9 protein-coding genes and 1 pseudogene are annotated in these 19,195 nt (G+C 56.5%); 4 read left to right on the plus strand and 6 right to left on the minus strand.

All coding sequences use genetic code 11. The features are described 5' to 3' along the window. Positions 1 to 10 precede the first annotated feature (10 nt). Entirely contained in the window at positions 11 to 1,663 is a 1,653-nt protein-coding gene (locus tag ACOTX3_RS19885; RefSeq protein ID WP_032618457.1) for an MFS transporter, read from the minus strand. 221 nt (positions 1,664 to 1,884) lie between these two features. Here ACOTX3_RS19885 and ACOTX3_RS19890 point away from each other — a divergent pair, with 221 nt between their 5' ends. Next, a complete protein-coding gene (locus ACOTX3_RS19890) occupies positions 1,885 to 2,679 on the plus strand; it encodes a YdcF family protein (protein WP_058678952.1) in 795 nt (264 codons plus the stop codon). 67 nt (positions 2,680 to 2,746) lie between these two features. Here ACOTX3_RS19890 and ACOTX3_RS19895 read toward each other — a convergent pair whose 3' ends face one another. The 3 genes from ACOTX3_RS19895 to gap all read right to left on the minus strand — a co-directional run bounded on the left by ACOTX3_RS19895 (position 2,747) and on the right by gap (position 5,584). Next, positions 2,747 to 3,409, minus strand: a complete 663-nt coding sequence (locus ACOTX3_RS19895) for a DUF1120 domain-containing protein (protein ID WP_013096699.1) — start codon at positions 3,407 to 3,409, stop codon at positions 2,747 to 2,749. Positions 3,410 to 3,669: 260 nt separating this feature from the next. Next, positions 3,670 to 4,332 (minus strand): DUF1120 domain-containing protein, encoded by a 663-nt coding sequence (locus ACOTX3_RS19900; protein ID WP_013096697.1) that lies wholly within the window; start codon positions 4,330 to 4,332, stop codon positions 3,670 to 3,672. Positions 4,333 to 4,582: 250 nt separating this feature from the next. Continuing rightward, positions 4,583 to 5,584: a type I glyceraldehyde-3-phosphate dehydrogenase gene (gene gap, locus ACOTX3_RS19905; RefSeq protein ID WP_013096696.1), complete on the minus strand. Its 1,002-nt coding sequence runs from the start codon at positions 5,582 to 5,584 to the stop codon at positions 4,583 to 4,585. 189 nt (positions 5,585 to 5,773) lie between these two features. Here gap and cybB point away from each other — a divergent pair, with 189 nt between their 5' ends. Next, the gene (gene cybB / locus ACOTX3_RS19910; RefSeq protein WP_058678951.1) at positions 5,774 to 6,304 is read left to right on the plus strand and encodes a cytochrome b561; all 531 of its coding nucleotides are present in this window, start codon (positions 5,774 to 5,776) and stop codon (positions 6,302 to 6,304) included. A 69-nt stretch (positions 6,305 to 6,373) separates the two neighbouring features. Here the strand turns inward: cybB and ACOTX3_RS19915 are convergent, their stop codons facing one another. Both ACOTX3_RS19915 and ACOTX3_RS19920 read right to left on the minus strand, forming a co-directional pair. Then, on the minus strand, positions 6,374 to 7,441 hold the full coding sequence (locus ACOTX3_RS19915; RefSeq protein ID WP_250116791.1) for an oxidoreductase: 1,068 nt from the start codon (positions 7,439 to 7,441) through the stop codon (positions 6,374 to 6,376). A gap of 13 nt (positions 7,442 to 7,454) precedes the next feature. Continuing rightward, positions 7,455 to 8,198: a DeoR/GlpR family DNA-binding transcription regulator gene (locus ACOTX3_RS19920; protein ID WP_048972439.1), complete on the minus strand. Its 744-nt coding sequence runs from the start codon at positions 8,196 to 8,198 to the stop codon at positions 7,455 to 7,457. Between the two features lie 716 nt (positions 8,199 to 8,914). Between ACOTX3_RS19920 and ACOTX3_RS19925 the strand changes: the two genes are divergently transcribed. After that, positions 8,915 to 10,252: a TolC family outer membrane protein gene (locus ACOTX3_RS19925; RefSeq protein ID WP_013096692.1), complete on the plus strand. Its 1,338-nt coding sequence runs from the start codon at positions 8,915 to 8,917 to the stop codon at positions 10,250 to 10,252. Between the two features lie 121 nt (positions 10,253 to 10,373). After that, positions 10,374 to 19,195 (plus strand): annotated as a pseudogene (locus ACOTX3_RS19930) (Ig-like domain-containing protein); the annotation flags it as partial.

Here is a 19,195-nt window from a genome sequence, read left to right on the forward strand (position 1 = left end):
AATATTTCAATTATTTGTTGCCGGTGGCGTTCTTAAGCGCCATACGGGCAGTGATGCGCAGGCGCAGCAAGCGCCATAAAATCCAGATCAGCGTGGCCGCGGCAATACTCGCGGTCAGTAAATAGGTGTCGTTGTAAGCCAGAATGTTTGCCTCAAGGGCGGTCACCGTCTGCAACTGGGTGATCGCCTGCGTGCCCAGCAGGGCGCTGTCGCCAATCAGGCTTTTGTACATCTGGGTATAAAGCTGAATCCGCTCGTTAACCAGCGGATTGAGCGTGGTGAGCTGGTCCGCCAGCAGGCTGGAGTGATACTTTTCGCGCCAGGTCTGGAAGGTACCGAGAATAGCCGAGCCCAGCAGGCCGCCGAGGTTCTGGCTCATGCCGAACATTACCGAGAAGCTCACCAGATTACGCGGGTCGGCGATGACGCCGCCAATTGCGGCCAGCATCGCGGGGGCGAGGAAGAAGGCACTGCCAAAGCCCAGCAGGAACTGGCTGAGCATCAACTGATCCGGGCGCGTCAGGTTGTTGGACTGGCTGTCCAGCAGCGAGGCGACAATCATCAGCACCAGGGAGGTGATAATCGGCCATGCCAGTTTGGTCGGCTTAATGGTCAGACAGCTGGTGACGATCCCGCAGACGATCCCGGCAAATATGGACCACGCCAGGTGCGTCATCTGCTCGTTCTGTAACCCCACGTACTGCAGCCAGCCGATGACGCCGGTGTTTTGCTCGGCCAGCACGATGCGGATCAGCAGCATAATCAACCCAAGGCGCACAATACTGCCGCTCGACAGCCAGCGGGTGTTCAGCAGCGGGTTACTGCGGTTATGTTCAAACACGATGGCGGAAACAATCAGCACCAGTGAGAGCGCCAGCGACCAGCCGATCCACGGCGCTTCAAACCACCAGTCCAGACGGCCCAGCGACAGCACCGCGCACAGCAGCGCCATACCCGGTGCCAGTAAAAAGAAGGTGATAAAGTCTTTTTTCTCAAAGACCTTACGCCGATCGCCCGGCGGCAGTTTCAGCGCAATCACGCACGCCAGCGAGATGAGAGCCAGCCCCAGCTCGAAGAAATAGAGCCCGCGCCACTCATCAAGCTGCAACAGCTCGGTTGAAAAGAGTCGCGCCAGCGGAATGGCCAGCGACGAGCCGGTGATGCCAATGGTCAACGCCTTCAGGCGGTGTTTCGCCGGCCAGGCCTGGATCTGGTAATAAATCCCCAGCGAGCTGAGCGCGGCGGCCACCATCCCGTGTGCGGCGCGCACCATCAGCGCCGAGCTAAGATCGTTGACAAACAGGTGGAAAAAAGTGACCAGCACATACAGCACCAGAAAACCTTCGGTGAAGGCGCGCAGACCGTACTGCTGGCGGAATTTCACCAGCAGCAGGTTAATGGAGATATTGGTCATCACATAGACCGCCGGTAGCCAGGCGATCTCGGTTGACCAGGCGCCGAAGGTGCCCTGCAAATTTTGCAGGTTGGCGGTGACCACCGCATTCCCCAGGGCGCCCGTCAGGCAAACCAGCAGACCGACAACACCATAGGCAATCCGCTTTGGCGTGCTGTGCTCCGGCGTGGAGGGGGAACCCAGCAGGGCGGGTTTCTCGTGTGGCTGCCACTCGCGAGGAGCATAAGGGTCGCGTTCGGGCAGGCGCATAACGTCGTTTACCTTTGATAAAATGGGAGAATTAACAGGCTGGCGATTCTACGTCTGCCGTAAAACATAATACAAGTGAATATGATTTACGCATGTTAATCAAATGTTGAACTGAAGGTTTTAGGAAAAAGAGCGGCCTTATCTCTGGCACTTTAGGAATCAACGCCTGTTTTGACGCGACAAGTGCGGTACGCTAATCCAAATGCTGTAAGGAGGTGACGATGATACCGACAATTTTTCCCTGTTTGCCCGGCAGCACGCTCAGTGCCGTAAACACGGTTGGGCAGTGGCTGGCGCAGGATGACCTGCAACCGGGTCAGTCCGTGGATATGGTGATTCTGGCGGGGAATGCCGTCATTCCAACCATCGAAGCTGCCTGCCGTCTGGCGGCGGAGCAGGGGGTGCCCATGATCATTAGCGGAGGCATCGGACACTCCACCACTTTTCTCTATGCCGCGATTGCGAAACATCCGCGCTATCACACCATTCCCACCACGGGCCGGGCAGAGGCGGCTATCCTGGCGGATATCGCCCGTCAATTCTGGCAGATCCCGGCCGACCGGGTGTGGGTGGAAGATCAATCGACGAACTGCGGGGAGAACGCCCGCTTTAGCCGCGAGTTAATGAAGCACCATCAATTTGCCCCTGAAAGGGTGCTGGTGGTGCAGGATCCAACCATGCAGCGCCGCACCATGGCAACATTCGCCCGTGTATGTCGGGACGAACCCGTATCGCCGGAATGGGTAAGCCACGCGGGCTTTACGCCCGTCCTGCAAAACGGCGACGATGGACTGGTGTTCAGCGATTCCGGTGAAGGGCTCTGGCCGGTGGAACGCTATTTGTCGCTGGTGCTGGGTGAACTGCCGCGCCTTCGCGACGATGTTAACGGTTACGGTCCGGCAGGACGTGATTTTATTGCCCATGTGGAGATACCTGATGAGATCGAGGCGGCGTGGAATATCTTACGCAACGATGTCATTTTGACCGATGCGTTGGTAAGCCGATCCCTGTTGTGAATGTGGACGCAAAAAAATACCGGGCCAGCGTTTGCCGCTGACCCGGTATTGAACAAAGCGCGAAAAATTACAGATAAACCAGCGTCATGGTGTTCTGGCCGTCCAGTGGGGTATCGTCGGTAATGGCCAGGGTGGAGGTATCCCAAATCACCAGGTTGGTCACGAAGTTAAAGTTAGCCGTGGTGATAGCCAATGGGGTGGTGGTGCCGGTTTCAGCAAAGGCGATGGTCTGGAAAGTATCGCTGCGTGGAATACCGGAATATTTCCAGCTTGTTGCGGACCAGTCGTGGTTATGCCCAATAGGGTCTACAGTTTTACCGTCTGCGGTGGTACCGGTCATCCACATGCCGTAGTTACCGATCTTTTTCCCGTCGTTCGTGAAACCAACGCCATAAGTATAATATTTATTTGTAATATTCTTATTCTTACCAATATCAACAGGAAGTTGTGCGTTGCTGTCGCTGCGATTATCGGTGATAGTGAAACCTATTTTGGTTGGCGCAGAGCAATTTATGGTCACAGGTATCTGTTTCTGACCGAGTTGATTATGTGAGTTTTCGGATAACTCACCGAGACGAATAAAGCCGTAATCGATAACACCGCCGTTACCCAGCTCAGCAGTACATGCTGCGTTGGTTAATGTACCTTTAACCTTAATAACAGCAGTTCCGGCTGCAAAAGCTGATGTGGTGCTCAACGCGATGGCTGTAGCCAGAATGATTTTTTTCATCCTTGATTTTTCCTTTTCATGAATATAAGACATGCGGGAATGATAAGTGAACGCAGCGATGGCGTTCCCATTCACCTGGCGGAAATAATATTGAGTATTGAGTTTTTGGTATATTTATTAAAGTTGAATTTATTTTGTAGAAAAACTAAAGATATGCGAAAGCGACAAATAAAAGAAGACTTTTTATTTGTTGTGTGAATATAACGGGAAAAAAGTACCGGTTCAGGGTTACGCTGAACCGGTATAAGCAAATTATATGATTAGAGATATACCAGGGTCATCGTCGCCTGACCGTCGAGAGGAGTATCGTCGGTAATCGCCAGCGCAGTAGTGTCACGAATCGTCAGATTAGTAACAAAGTTAAAGTTAGCTGTGGTGATAGCCAACGGTGCTGTGGTCCCTGTATCAGCAAAGGCGACGGTCTGGAACGCATCACTACGCGGAATACCGCTTTTTTTCCAGATATCAGGATTCCAGTCGTGGTTGTTGACAATCGGGTCTACGACTTTGCCATCTGCCGTGACATCCGTCATCCACATGCCGTAGTCACCAATATTTACGCCTTCGGACGTGGTACCCACGCCGTAAGTATAATATTTCACCGACTGGTTTAAGTTTTTACCGATATCAACCGGCAGCCGCGCGTTGCTGTCGCTACGGTTATCAAGAATGGTAAAGCCCACTTTGGTTGGCGAAGAACAGGTAATGGTGACAGGCACCTGTTTTTGTCCCAAATTATTATTTTCCAGTGCAGAAAGTTCTCCGAGGCGAATATAGCCGTAATCAATGACCCCGCCGTTGCCGATAGAAGGCGTACACGCCGCATTGGTCAACGTTCCGTGTACTTTTAATACAGCGGTAGGTTCTGCGAAAGCTGATGCACTGGCCAGTGCAATTAATGAAGCCAAAATAACTTTTTTCATTGTTGTTCCTTAACAATTTCATTGGTGGTGTTTGTTTTAACAGACCGCTTGCCTGTCTTGTGATTTATATTATTTGGAGTGTTTATAAAATTAAAGCAAGCATATTTAAAACTTCATTTTAGAAGTTCTAATGATAATTAACGTGTGATTTAAAAATTTCGTGAATAATTTTATTCTGGAAAACAGATGATGAAGAGTAAGCCATGCGGTAAGGGAGAGCGACGGATGGTATGACCACCCGTCAGCGTTATTAAAGTGCGGCGTATTTATCAAGCGTGCGCACCAGCTGCGTCACAAAGCCATACTCGTTGTCATACCAGGCGACGGCTTTCACCAGCTGCAGTTCGCCCGCCTCGGTCACTTCGGTTTGCGTGGCGTCAAACACCGAGCCAAAGTGTGAGCCAATCACATCTGACGACACAATCTCTTCATCGGTATAGCCAAAGGATTTATTCCCCTGCGTCGCTTTTTTCAGTGCGGCATTCACCTCTTCAACGGTGACCTTTTTGCCCAGAATGGCGACCAGTTCCGTTACCGAGCCGGTTTTCACCGGTACGCGCTGGGCATGACCTTTCAGTTTGCCGCTGAGTGCCGGGATCACCAGGCCAATCGCTTTGGCAGCACCCGTGGTGTGGGGAATGATGTTCTCCGCCGCCGCGCGTGAGGCGCGCAGATCTTTCCCGCGCGGACCATCCACCAGCGCTTGAGTACCAGTGTAGGCGTGAATGGTGGTCATGGTGCCCACTTTAATCTCAAAAGCATCGTGCAGGGCTTTTGCCAGCGGGGCGAGGCAGTTGGTGGTGCAGGAGGCGACAGAGATAATGGTATCACTGGCGTCAATGGTGTCGTCGTTAACGTTAAACACAATGGTTTTCATCTCACCTGCTGGCGCGGAGATCAGGACTTTTTTGGCGCCAGCATCCAGATGCGCTCTGGATTTTTCTTCCGACGTATAAAAACCGGTGCATTCCACGACGATATCCACCCCAGCGGCTTTCCACGGGATATGTCTGGCCTCTTTCTCGGCGTACACCGCGATGGTTTTACCGTCCACAATCAGCGCGTCTTCGGTGAAATCCACGCTCCATGGGAAGCCGCCGTAGTTAGAATCATGCCGGAGCAGATAGGCCAGTACTTTGGGAGAGGTGAGGTCGTTGATGGCGACGACGGTGTTGCTGTCCTGGGTTTCAAGAAGGCGACGAAGTACCAGGCGTCCAATGCGTCCAAATCCGTTAATGCCAATTTTACTCATGATTTTCTCCTGTAAACGTGTCGATGCGACAGTTTGAACTTATCCAGGCTTAGACCATGAGGGGCAGGGCAGCAATTGAAGATGCTTCATGCCCCGGGAAGTATTTGAAAATCCATACAGAAAAGTTAATGAATTTTTAAGGAAAGGTCGTTATGTTGGCGCGGTAACTGTTTTTTATCGGAAAATCACATGCGCACTAAATATACAGGCCTGCAAATCGGCATTCACTGGCTGGTGTTTCTGTTAGTTATCGTCGCCTACTGCGCCATGGAGTTCAGAGGCTTCTTTCCGCGTACCGACCGACCGCTGATCAATATGATCCACGTCTCATGCGGGATCGCTATCCTGGTATTGATGGTGACACGTCTGCTGGTGCGCCTGAAGTTCCGCGCGCCGCCGATTGAGCCGAAACCGAAAGCGATGATCACAGGCCTTTCGCATCTGGGGCATCTGGTGATTTATCTGCTGTTTATTGCTTTGCCGCTGATTGGCCTGGTGATGATGTATAACCGTGGAAACGACTGGTTTGCCTTTGGCATCGCCATGCCGCACGCGGCGGAATCCAACTTTGACCTGGCTGATGGGCTAAAAGAGTGGCACGAGACGCTGGCTAACCTCGGCTATTTTGTCATTGGCCTGCACGCAGCGGCGGCGCTGATGCATCACTATTTCTGGAAAGATAATACGCTGCTGCGCATGATGCCGAAAAAGCGGCTATAGTCCTCAACACTTTTGCCGCCTTTCTCGCCGGGTGGCGCTGCGCTTACCCGGCCTACAAAACCCGTTTTTTTATTGCAGCAGAGCACGCTCTTCAGCCGTTAACGCCAGTCCCTGGGTTGACCCGGTCTCTGACGATTTCACCGCCGCTTCCTGTACCGCCATCACCGCTAATGCCTCGACAGGATGAACCGGATTGGCAATCTTCCCGAGCAGAGCATCGCGCACATTAATGTAATACTGGCGCTGATCGCCTTTCGGCGTGGTAATGTTCTGCGGCGCGCCGTCAGCCCCAAAGAACACCATACTGTCGCTGTCCTCACCCCAGGTTTCACTTCCCGGAATGATACCGGTCAGCAGCTGGGCTTCCTGCTGATCGATACGGGCCTTCACCACGCTGCCCTTATCCCCATGGACGGTAAAGCGCGCGGTCCCCCCGGCGACCAGCATGCTGGCGTGCAAAATAACCTTATGATCAGGGTAGTTTAAGACCACATGCGCCCAGTCGTTCACTTCCGCGCCGTCGCGCAGCGTCGCGATATTCCCTTGCACCGAGTGAGGCAGACCAAAGAGCTGTAGCGTCTGGTCGATCAGGTGCGGCCCCAGGTCAAACCACAGCCCGCTTCCCGGTACGTTTTGTTCTCTCCAGCGCACGCGCACTTCCGGGCGGAAGCGGTCAATGTGCGACTCAAACAGTTTCACCTTCCCGAGGGTGCCCTGTGTGATAACGTCCTTAATGCCCAGGAAATCACTGTCCCAGCGGCGGTTATGAAACACGGAGAGCAGAAGCTGCTTTTCCTCCGCCAGGGCAATAAGATCGCGCGCTTCCTGCATATCGAGCGTGAAGGGTTTATCCACCACCACGTGTTTTCCGGCGTTCAGGGCCAGCGTGGCCAGCGGAGCATGGGTGGCGTTAGGGGAGGCGATCACCACCAGGTCAATATCCGGGTGCGTAATGGCCTCTTCCGGGGTAGCAACCACCTGCACATCCGGCAGATCGCGCTTAACTTTTTCCTCGTCACGGGAGGAAACTACCGCCAGCGTAAGCCCGTCCACAGACTGGATAAGCGGGGCATGGAAGGTTTTACCAACAAAACCATACCCGATCAGCGCAATGTTGATTGTCTTCATTTTATTCATGACCTTCTCCACGTTAATGAGCGCAAACCGTGACGGGCACGGTGCTCTGGTCCCCAAGCTCAGGCCAGGGACGATCTAAAAACAGTTGATGAATTTCGTCTAACCCGCACACCAGATACGGCTCACAGCGGTTGACTTTCAGATGGTCTGCGACGATCCAGTGCGTCTGGCTGGCGGCAAGCATCGCCCGTTTGACTTCTGCATCGGCTTCCGTCCCGGCACTCAGACCGAGTGATGAATGAAGGGCGCAGGCGCCAAGGATGGCGATATCCGCCCGATACCGTGAAAGCAGGGAGAGGGTGGCACCGCCAGCAAACAGGCGTTGCTTCTGATCCCATTTCCCGCCGAGCAGGATCAGCTCGATATCCTCCCGGTCGCTAAAAGTGTGGGCGATATCCAGCGAGGTGGTGATCACCGTCAGCGGCCCCTGAAGAAAAGAGGCCACCGCCATGACCGTACTGCCCGCATCCAGAAACAGCGTAGAGCCCGGCGGAATCTGCTGTGCCACCTGTTTTCCCAGCCGCTGTTTGGTCGCCGGCAGGAGCGTATTTCTGCCCTGGCGATTCATGGCCGAAAGATTGAGCGCGATAGCGCCTCCGTGGTTCTTCTGCGCCAGCCCCTGTTTTTCGAGGTCCGTGAGATCGCGGCGAATGGTATCCGCAGAGACCTGCAGCTTTTCTGCCAGCTCAGTGATGCTGGCCTGTCCCTGCTCGCTGATGATGTCGAGCACATATTTTTGACGCGCGGTTTTGTGCATGGCAGCAATCCTGCAAAATGTCGCAATAGTTCGCATAATACAGCATTTTGTCGCAGTGAAAAGGGCAACCGCACATTAGTTCAGTTGCGTGATAATTGAGCTGTTATTGATTAAATATAAGTGAACGGTTTCTAAGGGTAATCAATATGTTATAACGATGTTTTATCTGGCTGTTTGGATTTTGTAACCAGTTAGCTTCGCTTTACTGGTTTGTTGGTCTATTAAAAAACTATTTAAACCAACAAAATTCCGCAAAAGTGAATTTTAACGGCTTTTTATGCCAATAAATAGGGCGGCGCTACTTAAGTTGACATTTCTTTGAAAATCTTTGTGTCTGACGCGCGTGGAAATTAACGCAAAAATGTACATCCGGGTATTTTTAAATTTCACTTAAATAACAATGACTTTATTAGTTTCATTTGAAAGGTCATTTTTAAGAGTTTGTCCAGAAACCCCATGATTTTTCTTAATTGTAACACCACATTAACATTGTGGGTGTAGTTGCCCATACCACATTTTGTTATGCTGCGAATCAGTTAAGAAGTAAGTAAATTCTTAATTCATATTAGGCTAAGGTCGGCTCTCATCTCCAATGGAAATGGGTATGGGGAGCTATTACCCGAAATTCAGTACGGGGGATTAATAATATTTTTCTGATTATCTATACCTCTTTTTGGGTAAAGGGTTAAACCATTCGCAGGCTCAGGGAGATATAAATGATGAGAGAGCGAAATTATAAGTGGGTCCGATTATCCGCAGTGCTGGTGTTAATTTCGGCATGCATTAATACGACCTATGCCAATAGCGGCGCGTTGGGTTTTGCCACGGTGCCGACGACAACATTAAAAGAAAGTATTCTTTTTGCCATCGATCGCGATCCGTCGGTCAGCCAGCAGGCGGCACAATTGGGTATTGGTCAGGCGCAAATAGATGAAGCACGTAGCGGATGGATGCCGCAAATATCGCTGAACGGCAGTACGGGCCATAGCCAAACCACCGATTCCAGCGGTTCACTGAGAAATTCAGCGGCATGGGGATTAAGCCTTACGCAGCTCATTTATGACTTTGGCAAGACGAATAACAGCATCAGCCAGTCTTCAGCGCGACGCGATAGCTATCGTTATCAGCTGATGGAGACGCTCACCGCCGTGGCGGAAAAAACCGCGCTGAGCTACGTGGAGGTCAGACGTTATAGCGATCTGTTGCAGGCGGCTAAAGAGAATGTGCAGGCCCTCAAAAACGTGGAGCAGCTGGCGAAACTGCGCGCGGATGCAGGCGTAAGCTCAACCTCCGATGAGCTGCAGACCCGCACGCGGATCGCCGGTATGCAGGCGACGGTTGAGCAGTACAACGCCGCGCTCAACAGCGCCCGCGCAAGGCTCGCTGTGTTGACGGGCATGCAGGCTGAAGCCTATTCACCGGTCCCTGAGAAGCTTGCCGTAGAGCAGAATGCCGTCAACCAGATCGATTACTCGCTGATACCGGCGGTCATGGCCGCGCAGAATATGGAGCGTTCAGCCCAGTATGGGGTGGAAACCGCAAAATCTCAGCACTGGCCAACGCTAAGCCTGAAAGGAGGCCGCACGCGCTATGAGTCGGATAACCGCGCTTACTGGGATGACCAGATCCAGCTCAATATCGATGCACCGCTGTATCAGGGCGGCGCCGTTTCGGCACGCGTTCGTCAGGCTGAAGGCACCAGGGCGATGGCCTCCTCTCAGGTCGATCAGGCGCGGTTTGATGTGCTGCAAAAAGCCTCCGTCGCGCAGGCAGACTGGACCGGCGCGCGTGGAAGAATGGCCGCCGGAAGCTTACAGCTAGAAAACGCGTTACGTGCCCGCGCGGTCTACAAAAACGAATACACCCTGAGCAAGCGGAGCATTAATGATTTGCTCAGCGTAGAGCAGGATGTCTGGCAGGCCACGTCTGCCAAAATAATGGCTGAATATGATGGCTGGAGCGCGGCAATTAATTACGCCTCTGCTGTTGATAATCTCATGACGCTTATTGGAGTAGAAAAAAACGCTGCCGCAAAATTACCCGATTTGAGTTGAAAAAAGCCGCGCCTTTCTGCGCGAAATAAATCTGAAAATAATGGGTGAAATTTCCCAGGGATAGCTACATCCATCTGGTGGACATATCCACAGGAATCCGAGCACCTGCAAGGAGAGAAATATGAGTAACGTAAAAGTTGTAGATGTCATCATTCGCAAGACAGCGGAGAAAACGAAATTAACCGGCGAAGGAAATCTGTCGGTCTCCATTTCCTCTCCGAGCGTGATTGAAATCCAGGGTTCTGCACAGGACGTGGTGCGTTACGTCCGCCAGGGGAAAGACCTTCTCATTTATATGAAAGATGGCAGCGTTATTCGCTGCAATAACTATTTCGTTGAAGATCCTGAAACCCATAACCAGTCTGAACTGGTATTTAACGATAATCAGGAATTAACACATATCTCTTTTGCCGATGCCGGGGAAGCGTCAGGCGCAGCCGTTACTGAATTAACCGCGCAAGCCACACCGATTAGCAGCATTGAACCTTTCCTGACCCAGGAGAGCATATTGAGCGATGCGCCATGGGGCTGGATTGCGGGGGCGGCGTTAGGCGGCGGTGCTATTGGGGCACTGCTGGCTCACGGTGGCGACGGCGAAACAAAAACAAAAGTTATTGATAATACGAAAGAAGTTGAGAGCGCAACGCCAACCTTCATGCTCACCGATCTTGCGGGCGACAAGCAGGGCGTGCTGAGTGCAAATGCGATCACCGACGATAACACGCCAACCTTTAGCGGTACCGGGCAACCGGGCGCGACCATTCAGATCAAAGACAGCAGCGGCAATACGCTTGCCAGCGCGATGGTCAGTAAAGACGGCTCCTGGACGGTAAAACTGCCGACCCAGACAGACGGGGAACATACCTGGTCAGTCGTGCAGATCGACGGCAGTAAAACGACCTCCGCAGGCAGCATCACCGTGACCGTTGATACTGCCGTGGCGAGCGTGACGCTGGCAACCACGGCGGGAGATAACGTCATCAACGCCAGCGAGCAGTCCGCAGGCTTTACGCTTTCTGGTGCCAGCAAGAACCTGGCGCAGGGAACAGAGCTGACCGTTACGCTGAACGGCAAATCCTATACGGCTGAGGTGGGTGCAAACGGCGCATGGAGTGTGAAGGTGCCTGCGGCGGATGCGCAGGCGCTGGGCGACGGTACCTGGACGGTGAACGTCAGCGGCAAGGACGCGGCGGGCAATACCGTGAACGGCAGTCAGACGATTGGCGTGGATACTGCGGCACCGACCATCGCGGTCGATACTGTCGCGCAGGACAATATTATCAATGCCGCTGAACACCATCAGCCGCTGACGCTGAGCGGGAAAACCACGGCGGAAGCCGGTCAGATTGTCACGGTGACAGTGAACGGTAAAAACCATACCGCCACGGTGGGCAGCGACGGTACCTGGTCCGTCACGCTGCCAGCCAGCGAGGTGCAGTCGCTGGCGAATGGTGAACACACCCTGACGGTGAACGTCAGCGATAAAGCCGGGAACGGGTCATCCACCCAGGCGCATTTCACCGTGGATACTGTCGCCCCGGTCGTGACCATCAATACCGTCGCGGGCGACGATATTCTCAACACCAGTGAGCAGGGCCAGGCGCAGATTATTACCGGCCAGGCGACCGGAGCCGCAGCAGGCGATGTGGTCACCGTGACCGTTGGCGGCCAGAGCTTTACCGGCGTGGTGCAGGCGAACGGCAGCTGGAGCGTAGGCGTACCGGCGTCAGTCATTGGCGCGCTGGGGGAAGGTAACCACAGCATTGCGGTTTCGGTGACCGATGCGGCGGGCAATACCGGTAACGCCACCCACGGCATTACCCTGAGCGGTAACCCACCGGAATTCACCTTGAATGCCATCAGCTAGGATAACGTGCTGAACGCGCAGGAGGCGATACAGCCGCTGAGCCTGAGCGGCACCAGCAACCTGCCAGACGGCAGCGTGGTAAACGTCACGCTGAATAACGTGAGCTATCAGGCCACCGTTAATAACGGCATCTGGTCAGTTCAGGTGCCGGTGTCTGACGTTCTGAACCTTGCAAACACCCTGTACACCGTCAGCGTGAGCGGCACCGATGCCGCCGGTAACAGCGGCTCCGCCGAAGCGACGCTGCTGGTGGATACCGTGCTGCCGCAGGTGATTATCAATACCTTCGCCGGTGACAACCTGGTCAACAACGCTGAAGTGGCGGTGGATCAAACCCTGAGCGGGCGCGTCACCGGTGCGGCGGCGGGCGACACGGTCTCTGTTTCGGTGGGCGGTAAGAGCTACACCGCTACGGTAGGCAGCGATCTGACCTGGAGCGTGACCATTTCGTCAGCCGATCTGAAGGCCTTTGGCGACGGGGCGTTAACCTTTACCGCTTCTGTCACCAACGCCCACGGCAACACCGGCAGCGGCGAGCGTGATATCAACATCAACGCCGAGCTTCCTGGCCTGCGGGTAAATACCATTTCTGGCGATGACGTGATCAACGCCATCGAGCAGCAGCAGGATCTGACCGTGACCGGCTCCAGTACCCACCTGGCAGCGGGCACGCACGTCACCGTCACCATCAACGGCGTCGAGTATGCCGCCGTGGTCAACGCCAACGGCAGCTGGCAAATCGGCGTCCCGGCGTCCGATCTGCAGGGCTGGACGGCAGGGGATATCACTGTTCACGTCAGCGCGACAGATGCCTGGGGAAATACCGTTTCAGCTGAGCACCCCATCGAGCTGGATCTGAACGCCGTGGCGGTGACCATCGATACCGTCAGCAGCGATGACATGCTGAATGCGGCTGAAAAAGGCGCCGATCTTGTGCTGTCGGGCCAGACGCAGGGCGTAGAGGCCGGGCAGACCGTGGTGGTGAAATTCGCCGACCAGACCTTTACCGCGCAGGTGCAGCAGGATGGCTCCTGGAGCCTGACCGTGCCGGCCAGCGCCATGGAGACGCTGATTGACGGACGCGCGCAGGTCAGCGTCAGCGTGACGAACGTCAGCGGCAACAGCGCCGACGCGTCGCGCGTGGTGACCGTGGATACCTTACCGCCGTCCATTACGATCGATAACCTGACCGACGACAACATCATTAATGCGGCCGAAGCGCAGCAGGATCTGATCTTAAGCGGCAGCAGCAATGCTGAGGCGGGACAGACGGTTACCGTTACGCTGAACGGCAAGCACTATCAGACCACGGTCCAGAGTGACGGGACCTGGACGGTGAACGTACCGGCTGCGGATCTCGGCGCTCTGACCGACGGCACCGTCACGGTAACGGCAACCGTGAGTGACGTGGCAGGCAACAGCAGCAGCGCAGACCGCGTTGGGCTGGTGGATGCGACCGTCCCGCAGGTAACCATTAACGATTTTGTCACCGACACCAATACCGTTAACCAGCTCGCACATTCACAGGCGCAGATCCTGAGCGGGTCGGTCACCGGTGCGGCAGCGGGTGACCTGGTGACCATCACCCTGAATAACGTGGAGTACACCACCGTGGTGGATGCGGCGGGGAGCTGGAGCCTCGGCCTGCCAGCCTCCGTTGTACAGGGTCTGACAGACGGGACCTGGACCGTTAACGTCTCGGTGACCGATCGCTCCGGTAATACCGGCAGTAGCGCAGTGGACGTAGTGGTCAACACCGTGACGCCGGAAATCGCTATCAATACCCTGGCGGCGGACGATGTGATCAATGCGGCTGAGAAAGGCGAGGATCTGCTGCTTTCCGGGACCAGCAACCAGCCGGAAGGGACGACGATTGCCGTTAGCCTTAACGGCATCACCTACACCGCGACCACCGACGCCAGTGGCAGCTGGAGCGTCACCGTACCTGCCTCTGCGGTCAGCGCGCTGGGCGAGGCACATTACACCGTGACTGCCAGCGTCACCGACAGCGTGGGCAATAGCGCCTCAACCACGCACGATGTGCTGGTGGACAGCTCACTGCCGGTTGTGACCATCAACGTGCTGGCGGGCGATAACATCGTTAACGCGGCGGAAGTGGCCACGGGGCAGACGTTGACCGGTAAGGTTACGAATGCTGCTTCAGGTGACACTGTCACCATTATGCTCGGCGGCCAGACCTACACCACAACAGTTCAGGACGATCTCACCTGGAGCCTGCCGTTAACCCAGAGCCAGTTAACCGCGCTTGGCAACGGCGAACTGACCGTATCAGCCAGCGTCACCAACGTGCACGGCAACACCGGCTCTTCCTCGCTGGACTTCACCATCGACGCCCAGCTGCCGGGCCTGCGTATTGATACGGTCGCAGGCGATGACGTCATCAATATCATCGAGCACGGTCAGAACCTGATTGTGTCGGGAACCAGCACCGATCTGGCGGCAGGCAGCACCGTTACCGTCACCATTAACGGCAAGGATTATTCCGCCTCGGTACTGGCAGACGGCACCTGGCAGGCGGCCGTGCCTGCGGCGGACGTCTCCCAGTGGGCTGACGGTTCACTGACCATCAGCGCCAGCGCGCAGGACTCCTCCGGCAACCCGGTCACGATTGGCACCGTCGTTGATGTGGATCTCAGCCCGGTCGCCATTAGCATTAACAGCGTGACCGCTGACAACGTGCTGAACGCGGCGGAAAAAGGCGAAGACCTGGTGCTCAGCGGCACCTCGGCCAACGTTGAGGCGGGACAGACCGTGACCGTTACCCTGGGCGGGAAAACGTATACGGCGACGGTAGACGCCAACGGCGACTGGACCACCACCGTTCCGGCAGCGGATCTGAGCAGCCTGAAGGACGGCGATGCCAGCGTGCAGGTGAGCGTGACCAACGTTAACGGCAACAGCGCATCGGCGGGGCGCGAGTACAGCGTGGATACCACCGCGCCGACGGTCACCCTCAATACCATCAGCGGTGACAACATCCTGAATGCGGCAGAGGCGGCGCAGGATCTGACCCTCAGCGGTACCTCCACCGCCGAAGCGGGCCAGACGGTGACCGTGGCCTTCAATGGCAACACCTATACCGCGCAGGTGCAGGCAGACGGCAGCTGGACGCTCGACGTCCCGGCGGCCGATCTGGCGGGCATCGCCGACGGTAATGCCACGGTCACGGCATCCGTTTCTGATAAAGCCGGCAACCCGGCGAGCACCGATGCGGCCGTGCTGGTGGATACCACCGTGCCGCAGATCGTGTTTGACGTTGTGGCGGGTGATGACATCCTGAATATCGCCGAACACGGCCAGGCGCTGATCGTCTCAGGTAAGGTCACGGGTGCCCAGGCGGGAGACGTGATTACCGTCACCCTCAACGGCAAAGACTACACCGCCATGCTGGACGCCTCCGGGAACTGGAGCACCGGCATTCCGGCCACGGACGTCGGCGCGCTGGTAAGCGGCGATCAGACCCTCTCGGCAACCCTCACCGATAAAGCGGGTAACAGCACCACCGCCACGCATGATGTTACGGTCTCCCTGACCGCGCCGGTTATCGCCATCAACACCCTTGCGGGCGATGACGTGATTAACGCGATCGAAAAGGGCGACGATCTGCTGCTCTCCGGCACCAGCAATCAGCCGGACGGCACCACCATCACCGTAACCCTGAACGGTATCAGTTATACCGCCACCACCGACGCCAGCGGCAACTGGAGCGTGACCGTTCCGGCAGCCAACGTCTCGGCGCTGGGTGAAGCCAGCTACACCGTGACGGCGAGCGTGACCGATACGGCAGGCAACAGCGCGAGCGCAAGCCATAACGTGCTGGTGGACAGCGCGCTGCCGGTTGTCACCATTAATGCGGTTGCCACCGACGACGTCATTAACGCTGCGGAAGTGGCGTCTGGCCAGACGCTGAGCGGGAAAGTGAGCGGTGCCGCGAGCGGTGACACTGTCACGATTTCCATTGGCGGCAACAACTATACGACAACCGTTCAGGACGATTTAAGTTGGTCGGTGAATGTGCCGTCTGACGTGTTAACCGCCATTGGCAACGGGGACCTGACCGTGACGGCCAGCGTCACCAACGGCCACGGTAACACCGGTTATGGCGAGCGTGACATCACCATTGATGCCAACCTGCCGGGCCTGCGTGTGGACACCGTGGCGGGCGACGATGTGATTAACAGCATCGAGCACGGACAGAACCTGATTATCACCGGTACCAGCGAGGGGCTGAGCGCTGGCTCGGCGTTGACGGTCACCGTCAACGGTAAAACCTACGCGGCCACGGTGCTGGCAGACGGCACCTGGGCGGCAGCGATCCCTGCCGCAGACGTCAGCGCGCTGAATGCGGGCACGGTCACCGTGACCGTTGACGGCCAGAGCAGCGCCGGTAACCCGGTGACTATCAGCCATGACGTGACCGTAGATCTGGCGACCGTGGCTATCAGTATTGACGCCATCGCCACCGACGACGTGATCAATGCGGCAGAAAAAGGGGCGGATCTGGTGCTGTCCGGCTCCACCACTAACGTGGAAGAAAACCAGACGGTTTACATCACCTTCGGCGGTAAGTCTTACACCGCAACCGTAGATGCCAGCGGTAACTGGACCGCCACCGTGCCATCGGCTGATTTGGGTAGCCTGAAAGATGGCGACGCCAGCGTGCAGGTGAGCGTCACCAACGTCAATGGCAACAGCGCGTCGGCAGGCCGCGAATACAGCGTGGACGCTACCGCGCCGACGGTTTCCATTGAGATTGTCAGCGATAACAACATCATCAACGCGCTTGAAGCGCAGCAGGATCTGGACATCAACGGTGTGACCAACGCCGAAGCGGGCCAGACCGTCACCGTGACCCTGAACGGCGTGGATTACACCACCACCGTACAGGCCAATGGCAACTGGAGCGTCACCGTGCCGTCTGCGGACCTGAGCAGCATGGTGGACGGCAACTACACCATCAGTGCCGCCGTCTCCGATAAAGCGGGCAACCCGGCCTCTGCGGATCGCGACGTGCTGGTGGATATCACGGTTCCGCAGTTGACCATTAACACCGTGTCCGACGATGACGTGATCAACAGCGCCGAGCATGCGCAGGCCCTGATGGTGACCGGTTCCGTGACCGGCGCCGAAGCGGGCGATGTGGTTACCGTCACCATTAACAACAAATCGTATACCGCCACCGTGGATGCCTCAGGCAACTGGAGCGTGGGGGTACCTGCGGCGGACGTCAGTGCGCTGACCGCGGGCGATTACACCATCACCGCCGCGTTGACCGATAAAGCCGGTAACAGCAATAGCGCGACCCATGACGTCGAGGTGAACCTGACCGCCCCGGTGCTGACCATCGATACCGTGTCCGGTGATGATGTGATCAACAGCACCGAGAAAACGCAGGATCTGACCATTACCGGTACGGCCACCGGCCTGACGGCAGGTGCGGTTGTTACCGTGATGCTCAACGGCAAAGCGTATAGCGCGACGGTGGATGATAACGGTCTCTGGAGCACCACCGTTCCGGCGAGCGAGGTGGGGCAACTGGGTGAAGCGCTTTACAGCATCACCGCGTCAGCCACGGACAGCGTCGGCAACAGTGCCAGTACCTCGCACACCGTGAACGTGGAATCCGTTCTGCCGGGCGTGATCATAAATACCGTCGCGGGTGACGACGTCATTAACGCGGCAGAGCTGGCAACCGGGCAGACCATCAGCGGTACCGTGGTGAATGCAGAAGCGGGCAATACCGTGACCGTGACGTTGGGAGGCAACACTTACACGGCCACGGTGCAGAGCGATCTCACCTGGTCTGTCAACGTACCGCAATCCGATCTAACGGCGCTGGGCAACGGCGAACTGACGGTGAGCGCCAGCGTAACCAACAATGTGGGCAACAGCGGCTCCGCTGAGCGCGATATTGCTATCGACGCCAATCTGCCGGGCCTGCGTGTGGACACCGTGGCGGGCGATGATGTGATCAACACCATCGAGCACGGACAGAACCTGATTATCACCGGCTCCAGCGACGGTCTGACGCCGGGTACGGGATTAACCGTCACCGTGAACGGCAAAACCTACCCGGCGACGGTGCTGGCCGACGGCTCCTGGAGCGCAGCGGTTCCGGCGGCGGACGTCGGGGCGCTGGCTGCAGGCACGGTCACCGTGACCGTTGAAGGTCAGAGCAGCGCGGGTAACCCGGTCTCCATCAGCCACGATGTCACGGTGGATCTGGCAAGCGTCGCCATCAGCATTGACGCCATTGCCACCGACGACGTGATTAATGCGGCCGAGAAGGGCGCGGATCTGGTGCTCTCCGGCAACACCTCGAACGTGGAAGCGAACCAGACCGTCACGATTACCTTCGGCGGCAAGAGCTACACTGCCATCGTGGGGACAGACGATAAATGGACCGCCACAGTGCCAGCGGCGGATCTTGCCGGTCTGAAAGACGGCGACGCCAGCGTGCAGGTGAGCGTTACCAACGTCAACGGCAACAGCGCGTCCGCAGGGCGCGAGTACAGCGTGGATGCTACCGCGCCGTCCGTGACCATCAACACCCTTGCAACTGACGACATACTCAACGCCGCAGAAGCACAGGCCGACCTGACCGTCTCCGGCACCAGCACCGCGGAAGCGGGCCAGACGGTGACCGTGAGCCTGAACGGCAAGGACTACACCGCAACGGTCGGTTCAGACGGTCACTGGACGCTGAACGTCCCGGCGGCGGATTTGGCAGGTTTAGCCGACGGCAGCGTGACCGTCACCGCATCGGTCAGCGACAAGGCGGGTAACCCGGCGTCGGTTGATCACAATCTGACGGTGGACGTGACCGTCCCGACGGTGACCATCAGCACCATCGCGGGCGATGACGTCATTAACATCGCAGAACACGGGCAGGCACAAATCATCAGCGGCATTGCCACCGGCGCGGCGGCGGGCGATAAGGTCACCGTGACGATTGGCGGCCAGAGCTACACCACCGTGCTGGACGCGGCGGGCAACTGGAGCGTGGGCGTACCGGCCAGCGTCATTTCCGGCCTCAGCGACGGCAGCGTGACCGT

This window comes from Enterobacter cloacae complex sp. IR5384 (assembly GCF_049237265.1).
GTDB lineage: Bacteria > Pseudomonadota > Gammaproteobacteria > Enterobacterales > Enterobacteriaceae > Enterobacter > Enterobacter cloacae.